14 protein-coding genes are annotated in these 21252 nt (G+C 59.4%); 5 read left to right on the top strand and 9 right to left on the bottom strand.

The genetic code is table 11. The features are described from left to right. Positions 1-38 precede the first annotated feature (38 nt). From PSOLE_RS06180 to PSOLE_RS06170, 4 genes are all read left to right on the top strand, one after another. The gene (locus tag PSOLE_RS06180; protein WP_244597271.1) at positions 39-2717 is read left to right on the top strand and encodes a PAS domain S-box protein; all 2679 of its coding nucleotides are present in this window, start codon (positions 39-41) and stop codon (positions 2715-2717) included. Then, the gene (locus PSOLE_RS24575) at positions 2614-3732 is read left to right on the top strand and encodes a response regulator (protein WP_244597270.1); all 1119 of its coding nucleotides are present in this window, start codon (positions 2614-2616) and stop codon (positions 3730-3732) included. Before PSOLE_RS06180 ends, PSOLE_RS24575 begins: the two co-directional genes overlap by 104 nt. Further along, a complete protein-coding gene (locus tag PSOLE_RS06175; protein ID WP_074857279.1) occupies positions 3729-4733 on the top strand; it encodes a response regulator in 1005 nt (334 codons plus the stop codon). Before PSOLE_RS24575 ends, PSOLE_RS06175 begins: the two co-directional genes overlap by 4 nt. 94 nt (positions 4734-4827) lie before the next feature. Next, positions 4828-5616 carry a dienelactone hydrolase family protein gene (locus tag PSOLE_RS06170; RefSeq protein WP_074857276.1) on the top strand — a complete coding sequence of 263 codons (789 nt, stop codon included), beginning with the start codon at positions 4828-4830 and terminating at the stop codon, positions 5614-5616. Here the strand turns inward: PSOLE_RS06170 and PSOLE_RS06165 are convergent. The 4 genes from PSOLE_RS06165 to PSOLE_RS06150 all read right to left on the bottom strand — a co-directional run bounded on the left by PSOLE_RS06165 (position 5570) and on the right by PSOLE_RS06150 (position 8834). Beyond that, the gene (locus PSOLE_RS06165) at positions 5570-5914 is read right to left on the bottom strand and encodes an FG-GAP repeat protein (protein ID WP_242445011.1); all 345 of its coding nucleotides are present in this window, start codon (positions 5912-5914) and stop codon (positions 5570-5572) included. The two genes, PSOLE_RS06170 and PSOLE_RS06165, sit on opposite strands and share 47 nt — an antisense overlap. Before the next feature lie 126 nt (positions 5915-6040). Next, positions 6041-6901 carry a pirin family protein gene (locus PSOLE_RS06160; protein WP_074857273.1) on the bottom strand — a complete coding sequence of 287 codons (861 nt, stop codon included), beginning with the start codon at positions 6899-6901 and terminating at the stop codon, positions 6041-6043. Continuing rightward, positions 6898-7299 carry an OsmC family protein gene (locus tag PSOLE_RS06155; RefSeq protein ID WP_074857270.1) on the bottom strand — a complete coding sequence of 134 codons (402 nt, stop codon included), beginning with the start codon at positions 7297-7299 and terminating at the stop codon, positions 6898-6900. Before PSOLE_RS06155 ends, PSOLE_RS06160 begins: the two co-directional genes overlap by 4 nt. A 140-nt stretch (positions 7300-7439) precedes the next feature. After that, the gene (locus tag PSOLE_RS06150) at positions 7440-8834 is read right to left on the bottom strand and encodes a methyl-accepting chemotaxis protein (protein ID WP_074857267.1); all 1395 of its coding nucleotides are present in this window, start codon (positions 8832-8834) and stop codon (positions 7440-7442) included. 247 nt (positions 8835-9081) lie between these two features. On the opposite strand from PSOLE_RS06150, the gene PSOLE_RS06145 reads away from it, so the two are divergent. After that, positions 9082-10092 carry an amidohydrolase family protein gene (locus tag PSOLE_RS06145; RefSeq protein WP_074857264.1) on the top strand — a complete coding sequence of 337 codons (1011 nt, stop codon included), beginning with the start codon at positions 9082-9084 and terminating at the stop codon, positions 10090-10092. A gap of 70 nt (positions 10093-10162) precedes the next feature. Here PSOLE_RS06145 and PSOLE_RS06140 read toward each other — a convergent pair whose 3' ends face one another. The 5 genes from PSOLE_RS06140 to PSOLE_RS06120 form a co-directional block, all read right to left on the bottom strand. Then, the gene (locus tag PSOLE_RS06140; protein WP_074857261.1) at positions 10163-13441 is read right to left on the bottom strand and encodes a DEAD/DEAH box helicase family protein; all 3279 of its coding nucleotides are present in this window, start codon (positions 13439-13441) and stop codon (positions 10163-10165) included. A gap of 1 nt (position 13442) precedes the next feature. Further along, the gene (locus PSOLE_RS06135) at positions 13443-15680 is read right to left on the bottom strand and encodes a site-specific DNA-methyltransferase (protein WP_083393728.1); all 2238 of its coding nucleotides are present in this window, start codon (positions 15678-15680) and stop codon (positions 13443-13445) included. A 35-nt stretch (positions 15681-15715) separates the two neighbouring features. Further along, complete coding sequence (locus PSOLE_RS06130) at positions 15716-16783, bottom strand: hypothetical protein (protein ID WP_088339299.1); 1068 nt, start codon at positions 16781-16783, stop codon at positions 15716-15718. 19 nt (positions 16784-16802) lie between these two features. Continuing rightward, positions 16803-17924: a protein adenylyltransferase Fic gene (gene fic, locus PSOLE_RS06125; protein WP_074857258.1), complete on the bottom strand. Its 1122-nt coding sequence runs from the start codon at positions 17922-17924 to the stop codon at positions 16803-16805. A gap of 352 nt (positions 17925-18276) precedes the next feature. Further along, positions 18277-21177 carry an SNF2-related protein gene (locus tag PSOLE_RS06120; protein WP_074857256.1) on the bottom strand — a complete coding sequence of 967 codons (2901 nt, stop codon included), beginning with the start codon at positions 21175-21177 and terminating at the stop codon, positions 18277-18279. Between the last annotated feature and the right edge of the window lie 75 nt (positions 21178-21252).

Genomic DNA, 21252 nt, shown 5'->3' with positions numbered 1-21252 from the left:
GGCAATTGGCTGGCTTTCTGCCGGTGCCTTGGGGTTGTATGTCGATTCTCGAGTTGTTCTTCATCATGGGCGCGGATCCTAGTGTTCTCGTGCTCAGCCGCTACGATCCCGAATTGGTGCTGTTGTCACTGGCCATTGCCGTGTTCACCGCTGGCATGGCGTTGCAACTGGCTGGTGAGGCGCGCGACAGTTCCCACCCCGTCGCCCGGCAAATCACCATCTTTACCGGTTCCCTCGCGTTCGGCGGTGGCATCTGGGCCATGCACTTTCTCGGCATGCTCGCTTTCGAGCTGTGTGCGGCGGTGCGTTTCGACCTGGGTATCACGCTGCTGTCCATGCTGCCGAGCCTGGCAGCCTCCTGGGTCGCCCTGAATCTGTTGGCGCGACGTGATCTGAGCCTGCTGCAACTCTGCGTCGGTGGTGTGCTGGTTGGTGCTGGTATTGGTGCCATGCACTACAGCGGCATGGCGGCGATGCAGATGGCGCCGCTGCTGCGTTATGACCCCTGGATGTTCGCGCTGTCGATAGTCGTGGCCGTCGCCCTGGCTATCGTTGCGCTGTGGGTGCGCTTCGGTCTGGAGGGACGCCTGTCGACGTACTTGTCGTTGCTGATCAGCGCGCTGGTCATGGGCCTGGCAATCAGCAGTATGCATTACACCAGCATGGCGGCGGCACGTTTCGTCGGTACGCCGGAGTCGGTAGCGCCAATGGGGGTGGTCGACAGTGACTATATCGCTATCGCCATCACACTGCTGACCGTAGCTCTTACGGTATTCGTGGTATCGGTCAACACGCTGCTGCGCTATCGCCGCATGAGCCTCCAGCTCAAGGCCAGCGAACAGCATCTGCGCTCGATCTTCGATACCGCGCTGGATGCCATCGTCACCGTTGATCACACCGGCACTGTGCGCTCGGCCAATCGTGCGGTTTCGCGCCTATTCGGCTGGTTACCGCACGAGCTGGTGGGCATGCACATGCGCTCGCTGATGCCTGCCAGCCATGTCGAACAGGTGGAGGTACTGCTGGAGAGCTACCTCAGAACCGGACGCCTGACGATGCCGGCGGGCGAGCAGGAGCTGGTGTGCCTGACTCGAGAGGGTGAAGAAAAACCTGTGCGCATCAGCGTTGGCGTTACCCATTCAGGCAGCCGGCCGCTGTTTGTGGTATTCGTCGCCGACATCAGCGAAAGACAGGCCATGGAGAGAGCCCTGCGTGACAGCGAGCAGCAGTACCGCTCGTTGATCAGCAACATTCCTGGTGTGTCGTTTCGCTGCATGCTGGACCGGGACTGGACCATGATATTTATCAGCGATGCGGTGCAGACCCTCACGGGGTGGAGCGCGGACGACTTCATCAGTCGCCGCTGTTCGATTGCCGATATGTATCACCCGGACGACTACCAGCGGGTCGTTGACGAGGTCGTTCAGGCCATTGAGCTAGGGTGCAACTATACCGTCGAATATCGTCTCTTTGATCGTAGCGGAACCGAGCACTGGATATGGGAAAGTGGTAGCCCGGTTTGCGACGAGAATGGTATGCCGCGCTGGATCGACGGCGTGTTGCTCGACCAGACCGAAACCAAGCGGCGCAATGCCGAATACGAAGGCAAGGACACCGCGATCAGCAAGGCGATGGCATTGATCGAGTTCGACCTCGACGGCAATATCCTCGACATCAACGACAATGCACTGGCGTTGTATGGTTATGACAAGGAGGAGGTGGTAGGGCGCCATCACGGTATGTTCTGCGCTCCTGAGCTGGTGGCAAGCGATGCTTATCGCCAGGGTTGGATGGATCTGCGTGCGGGTCATTTTCGTGCAGGCGAATACCACCGCTTTGGTAAGGGCGGACGGGATGTCTGGATTCAGGCCAGCTACAACCCGATCCTCGACACCGACGGCAAGCCGTTCAAGGTCGTCAAGTTGGCAACCGACCTGACCCCGCGCCGCGTCATGGAACAGGATCTGCGGGCTGCCCGTGATCGCGCCGAGACCGCCGCTGCCGCGCGCAGCAGCTTCCTGGCCAACATGAGTCATGAAATTCGTACGCCGATGAATGCCATCATCGGTTTTACCGACCTGCTGCTGGAAACCCCGCTTTCCAGTGAGCAGCGTCGTCACCTGAGCACCGTGCAGCATTCGTCGCGTTCATTGCTGGGCTTGCTCAATGACATCCTCGACACGGCCAAGCTCGACCGTGGTGCCATCGAGCTGGAGCAACTGGATTTCTCCCTGCGCGAACTGTGCGAGCAGGTGCTCGCAACGCAGCGCCTGACGGCCGAAAGCAAAGGCCTGCAACTGCATCTGGATTACCCGGCAACGACCAACGAGTTCTTCTGCGGGGACCCACTGCGATTGCAACAAGTGCTGACCAACCTGCTCGGTAATGCGGTCAAGTTCACCCTGCACGGCGAGGTTCGCCTGAAAGTGACGGGGGAGCCGGGCGCGATGCGTCTGGCGGTGAAAGACACCGGCATTGGTATCGCAGTCGACCGCCTGGAGAAGATCTTCGAGCCGTTCGCCCAGGCCGATGCGTCGATGAGTCGACGTTTCGGTGGTACCGGCCTCGGTACCACCATCTCTCGGCAATTGGTCGAGTTGATGGGGGGGGCGCTTGCGGGTCGAAAGTACCGAAGGGCAGGGCAGCTGCTTCAGCATCGAATTGCCGCTGCGCGCCGGCAAGCGCTTGGCGTCGCAGCAACGCGCCGTGCTGCCTGAACTGGGGCGGCTGAATATTCTGGCGGCCGATGACGTGCCGCAGAACCTCGAATTGTTGCAACTGACCCTGGAGCATTTCGGCCATCGCGTACACTGCGTCGCCGATGGTGAAGGCGCACTACAGGCGTTCACCCAGCAGCGTTTCGATCTGATCCTGATGGATGTGCAGATGCCGGGTGTTGACGGCCTGGAGGCGTCGCGACGAATCCGCCAGCTGGAGGCCGCCGAGGCGCGAGAGCCGATTCCGATCATTGCTCTGACCGCCAGCGTACTTGATCAGGACCGTCAGGCGGCGTTGGACTCGGGGATGAATGGTTTCGCCTCGAAGCCTTTGGATCTCAACGCACTGCTTTGGGAAGTTGCCCGTCTGCTGGGTCTGACCGATGTGCCCGGCGCAGTGGTCAGTGCCACTCGTGTCGCCGCCGACGGCCTGTTCGACTGGGTTCGCGGCAGCAGCCTGTGGGGCGGGCCGCTGCGTATGGCTCAGGCGATCAATACGTTCATTGGCGAACAGCATGATCTGGCGGTGCGCCTCAGTCGACTGCTGGCGGCACGCGACTGGCAAGAGGGCGAGGCGCTTGCTCATCGCCTACATGGTGCCGCCGCAAACTTGGCCATGAGCAGCCTTGCCACTTTGGGGCAGTCGGTCGAGCGGGCCTTTCAAGTGCGAGACGAGCAGGCGCTGCCTGCACTGATCGTGGAACTTGAGCAGGCCCTGTTAACGGTCAAGGACGTAGTGCCGCAGGTGCCGGATACGGCATCTACGAGCGAAAGTTCGGCTGTTGACGCACGCTCGCTGCGTGAACAGGCAAGTCAGCTGCGACACGCGCTGCAGCGGGGCGGTCTGGACGATGAAGTCCTTGCAGCCATGGCGCAGACCACCGAGAGTACGGCCTACAGCGCGGCCCTGAACGACATACGCCAGGCGCTGGATGACTTTGATTTCGATCAGGCCCTGCAGGTGCTCGATCGACTGTTGCTGCGACTGCAAGATGAGGACGCGACTGCATCATGACCCTGGCTGCCGATACTCGCCCGCTATTACTGTTGGTCGACGACGAACCCACTAACCTGCAGGTGCTGCGCCATATCCTGCAGGAGGACTATCGCCTGCTGTTCGCCAAGGAAGGGCCGCGCGCCCTGGAAATGGCCGAGCGTGAGCGGCCCGACCTGATTCTGCTCGACGTGATGATGCCGGGCATGACTGGCTATGAGGTGTGCGAACAGCTCAAGGCCAATCCGTTACTACATACGATTCCGGTGATCTTCGTTACCGCCCTGGGCGATGTCGACGATGAAGCGCGTGGCTTCGAGGTCGGCGCGGTGGATTACATCACCAAGCCGGTGAGCCCGCCGATCGTGCGTGCGCGTGTGCGTACCCACCTGTCACTGGTGCGGGTCGACGAGCTGAAACAGACTCGCTTGCAGATCGTCCAGCGCCTGGGCATGGCGGCTGAATACAAGGACAACGAGACCGGCCTGCATGTTATCCGCATGAGCCATTTCTCCAAGGTGCTGGCGTTGGCCGCCGGCTTCAGCGAGAGCGCTGCCGAGGAGTTGCTCAATGCAGCACCCATGCATGATGTCGGCAAGATTGGCATACCCGATGCCGTGCTGCGCAAGCCGGGCAAGCTCGACGAGCAGGAGTGGCAGGTGATGCGCCAGCACGTGGAGATCGGTGCGCGGATCATCGGTGAGCACAGCTCGGGGCTGCTGCGCACGGCGCAACGCATTGCCCTGTCGCACCATGAGAAGTGGGATGGCAGCGGCTACCCCAACGGTCTGAGTGGTGAGGACATTCCCCTGGAGGGCCGCATCGTCGCCATCGCCGATGTGTTCGATGCGCTGACCAGCGTGCGCCCTTACAAGCAGGCATGGACTGTGGAGGCTGCGGTCGACTTCTTGCGTGAGCAGAGCGGTCGTCATTTCGATCCGCGCCTGGTCGAGCTGTTCATCGCTTGTTTGCCCGAGATTCTGCAGATCAAGGAACGCTGGGCCGAACAACCTGCCGCTTGAGATCTCCTGTCTAAAACCCGCCTCCTCTCGACTTAGTCATTGTCGAAGGTGAGGCTATTGTTAGGGGCTACCATTGCCAAGGGCAGGCCTCACCATGCAGAAGAAGACACTGATTCCCCTGTTGTGCGCCGCATTCGCCGGTCTTGCCAATGCGGCGGTCGTGACCAAGACAGTTGCGTACGAAATCGATGGCGAAGCGTTCGAAGGCGTGCTGGTTTACGACGATTCGGTCACCACGCCGCGCCCTGGGCTGCTCGCCGTTCCCAATTGGATGGGGGTGAATGAAGACACCGTGGCCAAGGCCGCCCGTGCGGCAGGCGACAAATACGTGGTGTTCGTCGCCGACATGTACGGTAAATCCATTCGTCCCAGCAATGCCGAAGAAGCAGGGGCTGCGGCCACTGCCGTGCGAGCAGATCGCCCGCTGATGCGCAAGCGGGCGCAGGCTGCAGTCGAGGTGCTCAAGGCGCAGAACGGCGAGGTGGCACTGGATCTGAGCAAGCTGGGTGCCATCGGCTTCTGCTTCGGTGGTGGCACGGTGCTGGAACTCGCGCGCTCTGGGGCGCAGTTGAAAGGCTTCGTATCCTTCCACGGCAATCTGGATACGCCCAATCCGGCCGATGCCCAGAACATCAAGGCGCCGGTATTGGTACTGCATGGGGCTGATGATCCCGCCGTACCGCAGGCGCAGGTCGACGGCTTCATCGCCGAGATGAAGGCGGCCAAGACTGATTGGCAATTGGTGAGCTACGGCGGCGCCGTGCACTCGTTCACCAACCCCAAGGCCAACGTGCCGGGTCGCAACGAATACCATCCGGTGGTCGCCGCGCGAGCATTCAAGGCGATGAACGATCTGTTCGATGAGGTATTCGCCGAGCAGTGACGCCAGGTTTGCGATGCGTTGAGCGAAAGGCTGCGCCCGATGGGCGCAGCCTGTTTTCATCATTATTGGGCTGCAGCTCCGACAGCCATGCGCAATTGACGCGTTCCATCAGTGCTGGCGGTATCTGCAACTGCTCGAAACGACGCAGGGCCGGACGGTAGAGGTAAACGTGGTGGGCGGAGTTGACCATCCCGGCCGGCACGCGAATCGCCAGATCCGGGTGGTCGTCGAAATCGTAGTCCTCGACGGCGAAGCTCGGCGGTTCTGCGTCGTTGCCTTCGGGAATGCTTAGTTCCACACGGCTGCCGTCGGGTTGCTAATGTGGGCAAAAACAGCAGACCAGCGAGGGGGCGATACGAGGACAAGAGGGCAATCCTTTGCGAGCGACAGGCGCCTTTGCGCGCCTGTCATTGATGGCGCGGTTTCAGCGCGGCAGTTCGATGCGCGTGGATTCGCCTGGTACTTGCGGCCAGTCGCCCGCGGCCCAGCGCTGGCGCGCCTGGTCGATCAGCTCCGGGCTGGTGGCGACGAAGTTCCAGTTGATTCGCCGTGGACCAATGGGTTCGCCGCCGATCAGGGCCAGGTGGCATTCGCCGCAGGCGCTGAGCACGGGCGTTTCGTCTGTCGGGATCACCGCCATGGTATGCCGGGGCAGGGGCTCGCCATCCAGCTCGGCTTCGCCATCGATCAGGTACAGGGCTCGTTCGCTGTGCTCGGCGGATATCAGCAGGTTGGCACCGGCGGCCAGGCGCAGCTCGGCATACAGAGTCGGTGAGCGAACCGGTGCTGGTGATTCGAGGCAGAAACCACTGCCGGCGATCAGGGTGATCTGCACGCCCATGGCTTCGCTGCGGGGTAGCGAAGCGGCGGGGTGATAACTGTAAGCCGGTTCGCACTGTTCCTCGGCTTCCGGCAAGGCCAGCCATACCTGCAGGCCGTGGGCTCGCTTGTTCTGCCCGAGCTGCTCGGGCGGCGTACGTTCGACGTGGGCAACGGCGCGCCCTGCGGTCATCCAGCTGACATCGCCAGGACCCATCAGTTGGTCCGAACCCAGGCTGTCCTTGTGCTGCAGCTGGCCTTCGAACAGGTAGGTGAGGGTGGACAGGCCGATATGCGGATGTTGGGCAATGTTCATGCCTTTGCCGGCCGGGTAGTCATGCTCCAGCATGTGATCGAAGAACACGAAGGGGCCGATGCTGCGAAAGCGTGCCGAGGGCAGGGGACGCAGAATCGGTTGGCCGGGAATGTCCTCGGCGCGCGGGCGGATCAGCTGTAACTCGCTCATGCCGGAGCTCCCGCCAGGCGGGTCTCGATCTGGATGTCGGTGGTGGTCATCAGCTTGTGGATCGGGCATTTGTCCGCCACGCGCAGCAGTTGCTGACGCTGTGTCTCGTCCAGTGGCCCCTTGAGCGCCAGGTCGACTATCAGGCGGTAGTTGCCCTGGCGCTCCTCGCTGTCGTCACGCTCGACGTGCACGTCGATGCCTTCCAGCGCAAGGCCGCGTTGGCGCGCATAGAGCAGCAGGGTCATGGCTTTGCAGGTGCCGAGCGAGGAGTCGAACAGGTCGTGCGGATCGGGGCCGGCGCCTTCACCACCGAGCTCGGTCGAAACATCGCCGAGGAGCTGGTGCGAGCCGATTTCGATCTGCTGCTGCAGGCCCTTGCGGTTGTGAATGCGGATCATGGTGCTTCCTTGTAGGCGTGACGGCAATTTCCGCCAGCCTAGGCGCTGTTGGCGCTCCGGAGCAAGCCGCGTTGCGGCGAGAAAGGGCTCCCGGCGCGGTCGCGGCGAAGCGTCAACAGACCTGGCTCAGGCAGCTCTGTTCACACCAGTGCCGACAAGCGCACATCGGCCCCCAGCACTCGCAGTAGGCGCCCCTGGCTGTCGATGATAGGTACCGACACGGTAAAGCAGAAGTCGTCTGTGGCCGAGGAGCGGTAGACCTGGGTGATATGACTCTCCATGCGCTCGGCCACAGCGCGGAACCAGGGGCGTTGGCTCCAGTCGCGGCCGCGACAGCTGGCATCCTCACCGTGCGCCACATCGGCGGCGAAGACGTTCTCGGAAATCTGCACGCCGCGGCTGTCTACCAGGTAGAACAGCTCGAAACGGCTGTCGCGCGTCAGCGTATCGGCAAGCAGTCGTTCGGCCGCTGTCACATCGCTGGCCAGCTCGGGGCGTTTGGCCAGTTGTTCGACGCTGGCGCGCACGGCTGCGTGAATTTCCAGGCGGAAGTCGCCGAGCCCGGCGAGCAGGCGATCACCGTCTTCGCGCACGGCCTTGCTGTGATGCAGCACCTGACCAGCCTTGCCAAGCAGCTCGCCAGCGACCTGGGCGATGTTTTGCACATCACCGTTGATCGAGCGCACCGCCTGGCCGATCTGCTCGGTGCCGGCGGCGATCTGGCCAACCTGAGCGTCCAGGCGATCCATGGCCTGGCGCGTGCTGTCAAGTCCGCCGCTGACGGCGAGAATGCCGGCGCGGCCGTCGGCCACCGCCTGGTTCATGTGCTGGCCGGCACTGCCGAGCTGCTGCATGCCCTCGCGGAAACGTTCGATGATGCCACTGACCTGGCCGGTGGCATCGGTGGTATGGCCAGCCAAACGCCGCACTTCCTCGGCGACCACGGCGAAGCCCCGACCATGTTCACCCGCGCGTGCGGCCTCGATGGCGGCGTTCAGGGCGAGCAGATTGGTCTGTTGGGAGATGCTGGCGATCACACCAATGACCTTGCTCACTTCATCGAGCTGTCCGGCCAGTTGCTGGATCACCTGAGCCAGTTGCGCCTCGCTGGCATCGATCACTTCGACTTGCCGTAGTACCGCCTGGCCGCTTTGCTGGCATTGGTTGAGGGTGGCGGAAACCTCGGCGGACAAGCGCGCGACTTCGCCAGCGCCGGGCACCAGCTCGGCGTCCAGTGTGGTGGTGACCTGCTCGCTGGCGCTGGCGATCAACTCCGATGACTGTGCCAGCGTCTGTCCGCTTTGTTGGTTGGCAGCGGCGATGCGCGCCAGTTGAGGCGCATGCGCGGCGATGCCGACGGCGGCGCCGAGGCTGGCGCGGATACGTTGCTGGAGGCCGGCGCTGAAATCATTCAGACGCACCATCCACTGGTAGTCCGCCGGGAGGCGAGTCGTGAGGTCGTGCTGTTGGAACAAAGCGTCCAATGCGGCCTCGTCCTGGGCCTTGCGGGTTGGCTTGCGCAGCAACTGCAACATGATGATTCCCCTGTTTGGTCTGCCTGAGTCACTGCAAGCGAGGTGCCATCATTGGCTGACGTACCCATGGCCGTTTCAGGCCGTTAGCCAGCTATTAATGTTCCGGCTTGGTGCGGCCTCTGGTTGCCTGCTTCTTTTGAGGGCGCTGATGCGAATGGCGTGGGGTGATCTCCGAACTTGCCGGGTCGCTCGGCGGTCTATGCTGCTCGTACCGTCAGGAGGACTCGCCTTGCTCACATCTCGAACGATGCCATGGATACTCGCGCTCAGTGCCGCTATCGTCTGCAGCGCCCAGGCCCGCGAATACCGCTACAGCGACGCCCACCTGCACTACGTCGACTTTTTCCAGGAAAGTGCCGGCATGGACGAACTGCTGGAGAAAATGGCGGAAAACAACGTCGATCATGTGATGTTCTCCGGTATTCCGGTGGCCAAGAAATGGGACGAGGACGAGCCCAAGCGTCCGCGTTATTACGCCGGTGATGACGCCAATGCCTATTGGTACAGCGCTACCGACGTGTTCATCGCGGCCGCCTACAGGCGTCTGCCCGCCGAGCAGCGCAAGCGCTTCCATCCCTTTCTGTCCGGCTTCAATCCCAACGACAAGAACGCCGATGCGCACATCCGCCGTATGCTGGAGCTGCACCCCGGCCTGTGGCAGGGCATCGGCGAGGTCTTCACCCGTCACGACGACCTCACCGCGCTGATTCACGGCAGTGCGCCGCGCGCCAACAACGAGGCGCTGGCGCGGGTGTTCCATCTGGCCGCCGAGTATGACCTGCCGGTGATGCTGCATTCGAACATCACCTCCAAGCGCGAGCGTGAACCGCTGTTCCTGGAGGAAATCGAGGCGCCGCTGCGCAACCACCCGCATGTGCGTTTCATCTGGGCGCATGCCGGCACCAGCGCCGAGATTCACCGTCATCAGGAGAAGCTCGACTTCCTCCTGGAGACGGTCGAGCGCATGCTCGGCCAGTACCCGAATCTTTATATCGACCTGTCCTGGACCATGTTGCGCCCCTATCTGCTGGACGCGGACGGCAAGCCTGATCCGAAATGGGTGCATCTGGTCAGCAGTTACCCGGAGCGTTTCATGCTGGGCTCGGATGTGGTCGGCCGTTTCGGCAGCCTGGGCGACTACATGAAGGGCTTCGACCCGTTCCTCGATGCCTTGCCCGAAGACGTGGCGCACAAGGTGGCGCGCGACAACTTCCTCTCCGTGCTGCCGCGCCGGGTGCAGGCTGATCTGTCGAAGTGAAGTCGAACGCGACTACTGTGGTATGTGAGTGATCATGGCAGCGGGTTGAGTAGCCCGCTGCTATGGTGGCTCACTGCAATACGAGGCTCAGCACTTCGTCCATATAGCCCTCTTCGCCAATGAAGAAGACGTGCAGATCACTCAGATCAGGCTTTGCAAGGCCTTGCTGGCTCCACAGATGCTCGATACGCATGCGGTTCGTACTTGGCGATAGGATGGCCGACTCTAGCCTCACTTCTGGATCATTCAGGCGCGCTTCAAGATCCTTGATGTTTTGCGCGAGCTGAACCTTGTCGCTGCCAGGGCCTTCATGCTCAAGACCGTGCGGGTCGATGAAGCAGATGTGCTGGCTGCCGTCAGGCTTCAGGCACCACAGGATGAAGTCGGGATAGAAATTACCCGCCTCGAAGAAGCCAACGCCTTTGCGAGCCAGGTTGCGTAGCAAGAAGATGCGCTCGCCACGCTCGGCAAGATTCGCCTCGTTGGCTTGCAGCCATTGGCGTAGGTCGTCAACGAACTGGAATTCGGATTTGTTCAGCGCGACAGGCTGGATCTTCACCTTCTCGCTGGAAAGTAGTGGCTCGTAGAGGTGAGCATCCAGCCTTAAACCCTGGATATAGCCGCTGTCACGCCAGCCAACCTGAGCGAGCTCGTCCTTCAGCTTGCGGATGTCGTCGATCAGGTATTGCTCCGTTGCTTCGACGATCAACTGATAGCTGGCGTCGTCGCCTGGCAGGTTTTCATGCTCACGCGTGAGCAGCACCAGCTCCATGCGCGGGTCGAGATATTTGCGCTTCTGGTGATTGAAGCAGCGTTCGAGAGCGCCACAGAGCAATTCCAGTGCAATGGACTGCCAGTGACGCAGATTGGCCATCGAAGGTGTCCACCAATGCGCTGGCACCAGGATGCGATACCAGTCCGGGATCTCCAGCAACGAGCGTAATGCCCCGGCTTTGATGATGACGTTATCCAGATGTCGCTGGCGACGGAAACGCTCCAAATCGAACCAAAGCCGATCCCAGTCCAGCATCGACAGCCTCAGGTTGTCGAAGTGGCGGGGCGGGTTGGCCATAGCCTCTGGTGTCTGGCCGGTGACCTCGGTGGCCTGGAGCATCTGCAGACGTGGGAAGCGATCGACCACCAGCGGCATGGCGCCTTTGGTCATGCCTGGGGGGAGGGCATCGATACTGAGATCCACGATGGGGCCATGTTTGCGGAAGTCGTACTGCTCCTGCGTGTCCTTGCGGAACTTGGAGCGCAGGATCTTGAGCTTCTGGCCGAAGTCATGGGTGACGTTGAGCTTGATTTCCTCGACATGCGGCGCGTCGTTCGGAGGCAGGCCTTCGCTTTCCAGAAAGTCGCGGAAGGTCGCCATGAAGTCAGCCTGCACGCCGAACACGTTCAGCGTTTCCAGGAAGTGAATATCCTGTGGCGGATTGACCGGCTGATAGCGGCTGGTACGCATCAAGCTGATGTCCTTGCCTTGCAGGCGCACGCCACGGCCGAAAAGCTGAATGATCTGTGCGCCCTCGCTCTGGCCCATACGCATCAAGCCAAGGCTGGACACGCGCCAGCAGTCCCAGCCCTCGATGAATTTCTTCGAGCCGACCAGCATATGGATGGGCGAAGTCGGCTTGTGCACGTCCGCGAATACCGGCTCGCCAAACTCGCTCGGGCGAACCTCGGCCAGGGAGTGTTTGTCTTCCAGCTCGCTCTGCACATGCTTGGCCAGCGCTGCGGCGTCACCCACGTTGATCACGCCAAAGGGTTGTTCGGCCTCGCCCACCTTGAGCAGCAGTTCGCCGCTGTCGCCTTTCACCCGCTCGACCACCAGATGACCACCACCAGGGGCGTGGAACAGGCGTTGGCAGATGTCGGCATAAAGCTGCGCCGCGCTTTGCTTCAAGCTTTTCAGGTAGGGGAAAGACTGTATGAAGATATCGCGGCCTTGGGCGTCGAGCAGGCCGGTCTGCTGGCTATTGCCGTTGAGCACGGTGTCGATGAGCGTGGTGAAGGCTTCACGATGGGCCAGAAAGCGCGCGAGGAAATCGAGGATCTGCGCGACGTCCGAGGGCGATACGCTTTCCTCGTCGACCTTGCGCCCGCTGACGCTGGCGCCGACGAAGACCCATAGCGGTTTTTCCAGGTTATAGCCGGCGTAACGCTTGCCGGCTTCCGTGTACATGCGTAGTTGCTGGTAGAACGCCAGCAGGGCGGCGGTGAGGTAGGTGTCCTTGTGCGCCTGTTCATCCTTGGGCAGGTTGAAGATGCGGTAGTCCTTGCCGTAACCGTCTGCATAAAAGTAGCGGTAGCTGTAATCGAACAGCACGGCCTTGGCGTAGCTTTCAGCCAGTGCACGGTCATTGGCAGCCTTGACGGCCTGTTTGAAGGTGGCTGAGTACTCGAAGGTAAAGCCCTTTGCTGCCAGCTTGTCGCGCTTGCTCTTCCAGTCGCTGCCGCTCATGCCGCGATGGCCTTCATCCACCAGCAGCAGGTTGGCATCGCCGAAGCTGTCGACCGCCATCTGCTTGACCTTTTGCTCGTCCGCCAGCTTGGTGATTTCGGTCAGCAGCGGCACATCCAGGGCATTTTGCCCGCGCGAGATCAGGTCACTTTCCTGGCGCAGCGGCTCGGGGTAGAAGCCGTTCTCACGCAGCTCACGCTCGTGTTGCTCGGATAAGCGCTCATTCGGCGAGAGCACGATCACCCGGCTGTAATCATCGGCCTGGCCGGTTGTCCGCGCATGGTGGGCAAACTGCAGCAGGTTGATGTGCATCAGCAGCGTTTTACCGCTGCCTGTGGCGTTCTGCAGGCAGAGCTTGTTGAGGTCTTCGACGGCGTAAGCGCCGATGCCGGTTTCGCGCCCCTGCGTGAGGTGGTGCTGGTTGAAGCGCTCAATAAAGGCATTGAGAGCAACACAAAGCCCCTGGCGGTCGTTGAAATAGCGGTCGAGGTAGATTTCGACAAACAGCAGCGTGAGCCACTGGAAGTACTTCCAGGCAATTTCACCTTTGTGCTTGCGCCGCGCATTGATGGTGCGCGTATGGGCCACCAGATTGGCGTCGTAGCGCTCCAACTGGGCCGGGGTCAATGCGGCATGGGGCGGTAAGTGCGAGAGCAGGGCGGTGAGGAAATGATGCTTGCCATTCTTGTCGATGCCCGCCGTAGCGCCGCGCAGGCTTTTGGCGATGATCTCCAGCGGGCGAACGCTGTGCGTGCCGTCCTTGTGCGTAACCAGCGGGTCGATGCCAAACAGGCTGATCAGGTACTGGTTGAGCACCAACGCCTCTTGGAAATGGCTGGCCACCAAGGGCGGCTGAGCTTTGCCTTTACGTGGAGCACGAGCCATCTCAGGCGTCCTCCCACATGCGCTGAGCGAAGGTTTGTTCGATCAACTGAACGCGCAGGGCCGCTTCCCCATCGCTGGGCAGCGCATGGTTGCCATTGACGTAAATACGGGCGAACTCGCTCTCACGTGGGTTGATGCCACGTTTGCCCAACCAGGCCTCCAGCGCCGCCTGGTCGCGACCGGAGTTGCCGGTGAGCTTGCGCCAGATCACCAGCACGCGCTCGCGTGACAATTCATCACCCGGTACACGCAGCACATGGCCCTCCACGGCGCGGAACCAGAACTCGCCGTCTTCACGCTCCTTGATGGAGGTGGCGCGCCAGCGCGTGTCCTGATCCTGCGGCAGCTCGGGATCGGTTTCGCGCACCAGCTCGATGGCATAGCGGCGCGGCTGATCGAGGTGGGCGACATGCAGGCCAATCAGCCAGTTGAAGGTTTCCACCAGGTCGATGGTTTTCTCCACCTGGGCATCGCTGCCTGGCTGTTTGACCTTGAGCTTGTAGGCGGTCGGGTCACTAAATTCGCGAACATTGAGCAGGCTCGGGCTGCCAGCCGTTTCGAATTCCAGCCAGTATTTGAGCAAATAGTCGCGGGCCATCTCACTGGAGTCGGTCGCGCTGACATTCAAACGAGGCGTATCTGGGAGTTGGAGATTGTTTAGCGTGTCCTCGAAAGATTCCAGGCGGATGTACTTCACCAGGAGAGAGTTGCCGTCGGCAGTTTCTGGATTACCCTCGCGCCATTTTGATGTATAGCCAATTTTCTGAATGCGAGTCTTGAGTTTTGAGTCGAAATGCTCGCCGGCTTCAACCAATAGGAAGCGCCTATTGAAGCTTTCTTCAGCATTCAGCCTAATCACAGCATCAGCAGTGGTGCCTGAGCCTGCAAAGTAATCTGCAATGATGTCTCCATTAGCACTGCTGATTTTGATAACACGCTTGATTAGCTCCAGAGGTTTTGCTGTCAGGAATGCGCCTTCACGTCCAAAGTAGGACACACTTTCTTTCATGCCATCTTGAGAGTGACCGACATCCTGGCAAGACCACCATGTCCAAGGAACCATTCCATCCATTTCATTCAAGAAACGCTTAACTGCAGGTCTGCCCGTGCCATCTCGGCCAAAATACATGCGATTATCTGCAAGCAGTTGTTTGTACTTTTCCTCAACTACGCCCCAGCAACGTCCTGCTGGTGGTGTCATTACCTGACCTGCAGGGTTGGTAATTTCATACATTTGATTTGGGCGATACCCCTGAGCTGTAAAGTCAGCAGCTTTCCAGGGGCCGCGAGGGTCATCATCGCTGTTGTCAAATTGATTAGTTTGGGTCGCAGTCAGCGGAAGCTTGCGTCTTGTTTCTGCGAATTTTTCCCGTTCTACTGCGAAGCAGTGTACATATTCATGTGCATCGCTGATTATAGTCCTTACATCTGGGGCATATCTTTTCTGCCAAACAATATCAGCGATATGATTTTCAGCGCCAAATACTTGTTCGAGATTGAGTTTTAGGCGGTGCGATTCGTTGTCATCGATTGAGGCGAATAGCGAACCCTCAGGTTTTAGAAGAGAATGACCTTGCTCAACTGCATTGGCCATCATGGAGAGCCAAGAGGATTCTTTGTATCCATCCCTGTAGAGGAACTCTCCGGCGCCAGTGTTGTAAGGCGGGTCAATATAGACAGTTTTTACTGATTTTTTATAGCGCGTGTTCAGCAAGGCTAATGCATGGAAGTTGTGGGCGTTGACCAATACGCCATTGGCACGCTCCTCCAGCTCGCTAATGCTGGCAATGATGCGAGATTTGAGTTCGTCACTTAGCTGTGCCGTGTCTATTACCAGTGCGCTATTTTTGTTAAGAAAACTGGGGGTCAGTTGGGTAACTCTGATGTCAAACAGCTCCCTCCATTGCTTTAGTAGGCCATCCTCTGGTGCTGCATTGGCTTCAGCACAGATGTCGGAATATAGCTCTTCAGAGATGCGATCCAATGAGATCAGCCAATTCGTCTCAACTACGAATTTCTTCTTGAGCCAAAGCTTCTTCTGGAAGTCTTCGAGCTGGGCGAGAAAGTCGATAATACGGCGGGCAATCTTGCGCAGTACACGCAGCTTCTTCAGGTAGTCATCCACGCGCGGAGCATCGGCAGCTTCGATATCGTCGAGGCGGATGATCTCGTTCTTGATATAGAAATCCAGCTCACGACGCAGGAATCCACCCAGGTTTTTATGGATGAAGTAATCCATGGTATTGCGTGCAGTGAATTGACTCAGGTATTTCCCTAATAAAGTTCGATTAGGCTGCTTGCCAGTGGGTGCTGGCGAAAGTAAAATGCTGAGTTGCTGAGTTGCTGAGTTGCTGAGTTGCTGAGTTGCTGAGTTGCTGAGTTGCTGAGTTGCTGAGTTGCTGAGTTGCTGAGTTGCTGAGTTGCTGAGTTGCTGAGTTGCTGAGTTGCTGAGGCCAGCTTGGCGAGTTGATCGCCAATCACCTGTTCGGCTTCAGCCAGGCGTTTTTGTTGCCAGGTGGCCGCCTGGCCGGTTTTTTCATGATCCGGACGGTAGTCGAACTGGATAACGAGTTCCGGCAGGCCTTTATCGTTGGTTTCCAGTTTCAGCGGCTCTGCCGCGTGGATGATAAAGAAACGCTCCTGGCCCTCCTTGACGTTATTGTGCTCACCCTCTGCGGCAGCGGCCAGGCGGAAGTGCACCTTCAGCGGGGTGGCATGCGCGGGTTGGAAGTCGAAGCCGCTTTGCTGGCCTTGTTCCTTGGCCTGTGCCGTGCTGAGGTCGAAGGTGAAGTTGCTCAGCGCTTCGCTCGACTTGATGTAGTACTGGTCTTTGTTGGCCCAGTGCAGCATGACTTCGCGGCCGTCATAAGGCACGGCATAGGGGGCGGCGCGACTGTCGTTCTCGGCGACGAAGTAGCGCTTGGACATGAAGTCGCCTTTGTCGTAGTAGCGGCTGAAGAAGCGGTACAGGTGCTCGTAGACCTGGGCATCGTCCGCCAACACGCCGCCGCCGTCGCGGGCTTGCTGCTGAGCGAGCTCGAACTCCTTGCCAACCTTGGTGCCGCGATACTCGGGTTTCAGTTCACCCGTGGGCAGGAAGGCATCTTCGCCGAGTGTTTCGGCGACCCTGACCCGAGCGGCTTCGAGCGAGTCGTGGGCGTTGCTTTGCGATTGCTCGGCAAAGTGGGCATCGATCTCGCTGCCCAGTTCGGTATCGATAAAGGCCTTTATCTGGGCGCTACGGGCGTGAAGGATGCGGTACAAACCAAAGTCGAGCTCGGGTTGGTTGAGCTGGAACAGTTCGCCCAGCAGGGCGATGAATTGGTCTTTTTGCTTGCTCATGGGTACGTCTCGATAAAGGTCAGGCGTAGGCCTGGAATTCGTTGCTGTCGCGCGTCAGGAGCTGCATCAGCTTGGGATGAATGAAGAGTTTTTCCTTGCCGACCTGCACTTCGCGCAGCACGTCGATGCCGACTAGCTCTTTCAGGTAGCGGGAGGCGGCCTGACGCTGCGCGATCTGCTTGTTGACCAGGTTGCTGATACGGCAGTAGGGCTGTTCGAAAATCACGTCGACCAGCTCACGGGAATAGGTTTTCGGCAGGCGTTCGCGCACGAACTCGGTGGTGTGTTCCGAGAGGCTGCGGATGGCGGCGATCTTGGCGGTGGTCCAGCGGGCGGTTTCTTCCACGGCGCTGAGCATGTACAGCAGCCAAGGTTCCCAGGCCTGGTCGCGGGTGACATCCAGCAGCAGGCGGTAGTAATCAGCGCGGTGGGCGATGATGTAACGGCTGAGGTAGAGAATCGGCAGACTCAGCAGACCTTCCTGAATCAGGTACAGGGTGTTGAGCACGCGCCCGGTGCGGCCGTTGCCATCGGCGAACGGGTGGATCGCTTCGAACTGGTAATGCCCAACGGCCATGCGTACCAGCGGGTCGAGGTCGGTTTCGTTGTGCAGGAAGCGCTCCCAGTTGGCGAGCAGGTCGCGCAAATGGTCTTCACCTTCCGGTGGTGTGTAGATGATCTCGCCGGTGCGGTCGTTGGCCAACTGGGTACCCGGCACCCGACGAATATCCATATTCACGCCCTTGAGCGTGCGGCAGATCTCCACTGCCGTAACGGTCGAGAGTGGGCGCTCGCTCAAGGACAGATAGCCCTGGTGCAGGGCTTTGCGATAACGCAGGGCTTCCTTGGTGGCCGGGTCGGCGTGATTGTCGCCATCCTGGGCATGCTGGAAGAGCAAATCCGTGGTAGTGACGATGCTTTCGATTTCCGAGCTGTCCTTGGCTTCCAGTAACGGGATGGTGTTGATCAATACCGTTTGGTTGGGAATCAGCTCGGCTGCCTGCTTCAATTCCGCCAGGGCTGTGCGGGCCTCGATGCAGCGCTTGAGCACTGCACGGGTTTCCAGCTCTGCCGTGGGCGGCAATGGCGGAAGTTGGTTATAAGGCTTGTCAGCCTGCCAGGGCAGGGGGGATGCAGTCATGGATGCAGTCCTAATCCTTAGTATCCATCTAACAGGCCGTTGAAAAACTATCTGCGTTGCCATTGCTGCGTTAAAAACAGGCTCGTGCGCGAGTCCGATCAAAATGCTCATTTACAGCTCGTAAACTCCGCTTTTTCGCCTGCTTTTGCCTTGCACTGGTTGCCTCGCTTACGTTTTTCAACGGCCTGCTAGTGGCAAGGGCGCTCTGGTGAGCGCCCTTTCGTGGTTGCAGTGTAAACATGTATGCATGACGTGTCGCTATTTTTAGATTTCGGCGACACGTTTTGCGTTCATGTCGCTGGTGGCGACATGTGTGCCCCTCGTGTTCTCGAAATGCTCTTTCGGCGACGTGTCAAATCACGGCCCAGCGCACGGTGAAGAGTGTTTGGGTACGGCTGGCGCGATGCAGGCGTTTCTCCAGAGCTTCGATGAGCGCATCGCGGCGAGCCTCGATTTCGTCCTCCACGGAGAAGATTTCCTGGCGTTGACGCCGCTGTTCTCCCTCTACCTTGCGAATGTCATCCTGCAGACGGCGGGCCTCGTCCATGCTTTGGGCAACTCGCGCTTGACGTTTCAGTCCTTTGAGCTTGAGCTTGGTGTCTTGTAGGGCTTGCTCGGCAGCGAGAATGCGGTCTTCGGCCCAGGCATCGAGCTTGTCGCGTTCTTGCTGGAAGAACTTGTCATTGTGTTCCAGTGCTTGGCTCAATGCGGCATCGATCTGGCGACGGGCATTGCCATGCAGATCATCAGGCGGGCTGATCTGCGTTGGCTCTACATTTGCGCAAAGCTGGAAGAGCTTCTCGCAGGTTTCTTGATCGAGTAGCTCGCCGCTATCGGTCATGGCGGTGAAAACCAAGTGCTCTTCGCGCTGAAAACTATCGAGTTCCAGCAGGTTGAGCTGAAGCCAGCCCTGTTTACCCAGCAGTTGCTCGATCACGCTGATACGTGGGTTACGGGCTTCAAGCCATTGCGCATAACTGAAGTGCAGCGTTGCGCTGGGCGCCTGAGCGCTGCGGCCTTGATCGAGAACGTATTCACCAAGGGGGTGTGTAAGCCGGTAGATGCGGGTGTTTTCAGGCTGGATCTGCTTGGCCTGTTCGCCTTTGCGGATGAGCTGATAATGCCCTGTGACCACCTGTGGGAGAGGTGGCAGCTGGAGATCGAAAGCCAGGTTCTGGCTGTCGAATTTAGCGTGCTCAGCCAGGATGTACTGAGTCAGCTTCCAGAACAGGCGGGTTATACGGTCTAGCTGGCTTTCGGCGCGCTCTTTGTGGGTCTTGAGCAGGCTGTGAATGTCCGCATCGAAGTTTTCCAGCAGGAGCTTTTCGGTTTCCAGCATTCTTGCCTGGATGTCGGCGTCCAGTTCGGCACGCAAGCTGGTGAACGCTGCGTCGATCTCTTGTGGGGTGCGGCAGCAGTTGTAGATCTCAGCAATGCGCTTCTCGAAATCAATGCCGGCTTCGATCCTGCCGAGCACTTGGTCAGACGCACCAAAAACGCCATCGAACAAATGAAACTTGTCCTGAAGGAGTTCCAGGACTCGTCGATCTGCGGCATTGCGCTGGTTGAGGAAGTTGATGACGACTACGTCAAACCGTTGGCCATAGCGGTGGCAACGCCCAATGCGCTGTTCTACTCGTTGCGGGTTCCACGGCAGGTCATAGTTCACGACCAAAGAGCAGAACTGTAGGTTTACACCTTCGGCGGCAGCCTCGGTCGCAATCAGAATTTCGGCCGTATCACGGAAGTGATCGATAAGCGCTGTGCGGCGATCGATAGCTGGCGAGCCGGTTACACGGTCACTACCGTGGTAGCGAGCCAGCCAGCGTTGATAGATGCCGGTAGCGGCCTCACCCTGGTTGCCGCCACTGAAGGTGACGACTTTGCCAAGGTGGCCGTGGGCTTCTAGAAAACGGGCCAGGTATTCTTGAGTCCGGCGTGACTCGGTGAAAATGACGGCCTTACGTGGGGCGCCCATGCCGGACATGCGTGCAAAGCCTTGTTCCAGCGCATTGAGCAAGGCGAATGATTTCTGGTCTTCGCGGATGCTGTGGGCAATCTCGATGTAGGTATCGAGCTCGGTGATTTCCTTGCTCAGCAGCTCGAAGTCGATTTTGCTGGCCGAGTCTTGGGCTTCGTAACCTGCTGCATCTTCTGCGGCTTCCAGTAGGTCTTCTTCTAGTTCGTTCTCTTCGATCAGATGCTCGAACCATTGCTCATCGATGCTCTGGCGATCCAGTAGCTTCTGTAGGCGCGCCTTGATGGCTTCCAGGGTAGCCAGAACAGCTTCTGTCGAAGAGGCCAGGAGCTTGCGCAGGATGAGTGCGACGAGATGCTTTTGCCGTTGTGGAAAGCCGTAGCTGAAGTCGCGATGCAAGTAGGTGGAAATGAGATCGTAGAGGCGCTGTTCATCATCGCTGGGGGTGAACGGTGTAGTCAGTGCGTGACGCTGCGTATAGGGCACGTACTCAAGGACGTCTTTACGCAGTGTGCGCTTGATGAAGGCATGCAGGCGGCGACTTAGCGCAACTAGATCCGCGTCGATGTTGCTGTACTGGGCACGGAAGCTGCGCTCATCGCCGAAGATGTCTTCGTCTATCAAGGAGCTGAGACCATACAGCTCCATCAATGAGTTCTGCAGAGGGGTGGCGGTCAGCAGAAGCTTGCGCCGTCCAGCCAATGAACGCTTGAGCGACTGGCCGGTTTCATTGCTTTTGCGATGGGCGTTGCGCAGCTTGTGGGCTTCATCGATGGCGACCAAATCCCAGGGAATGTTGCCAAGCTGCTCCTCCATACGGGCTGCAAAGTTCAGCGACATGATGCTGATGACGTCGCGATCCAATGGATCGTAGATGCCTTGCTCGCGGAGCAATTTCCAGGTCCGAGCGTCCAGCACTTGCGTCGGTAGGTTGAATTTGTCGGAGAGCTCCTGTGCCCACTGTTTGCGCAGCGCTGCCGGGCAGATGACGAGCAAACGACGGCGGCGTTCTGCCCACATCTGGCACAGGACGAGCGCGGCTTCGATGGTTTTGCCGAGGCCTACCTCATCCGCCAGCATCACCCCTTTACTGAGTGGGTTGTGCAAGGCGAAAAGGGCTGCGTCTATCTGGTGTGGATTGCGATCGACACTGGCATCGAATAGCGATTGGGAGAGCCGATCCTCTTCGCTGGCAGCGCGACGGCGCGTGAGCTCCCAGGCGAAATATTTGGCGTGATGCGGGGTAAGGCTGCTTGGGGGCGTGAGCGACGACATCAGGTTCCCTCGGTAATGTCCTTTAAACCGTGCGGTGCAGTCTTACAAGCAAGGGCGGTAAGGGCAATATGTCAT

The sequence above is a fragment of the Pseudomonas oleovorans subsp. oleovorans genome (assembly GCF_002197815.1).
In the GTDB taxonomy this organism is placed as follows: Bacteria; Pseudomonadota; Gammaproteobacteria; order Pseudomonadales; family Pseudomonadaceae; genus Aquipseudomonas; species Aquipseudomonas oleovorans.
The sequence above is the reverse complement of the archived record's forward strand: the minus strand, read 5'-3'. Positions and strand labels throughout refer to the sequence as shown.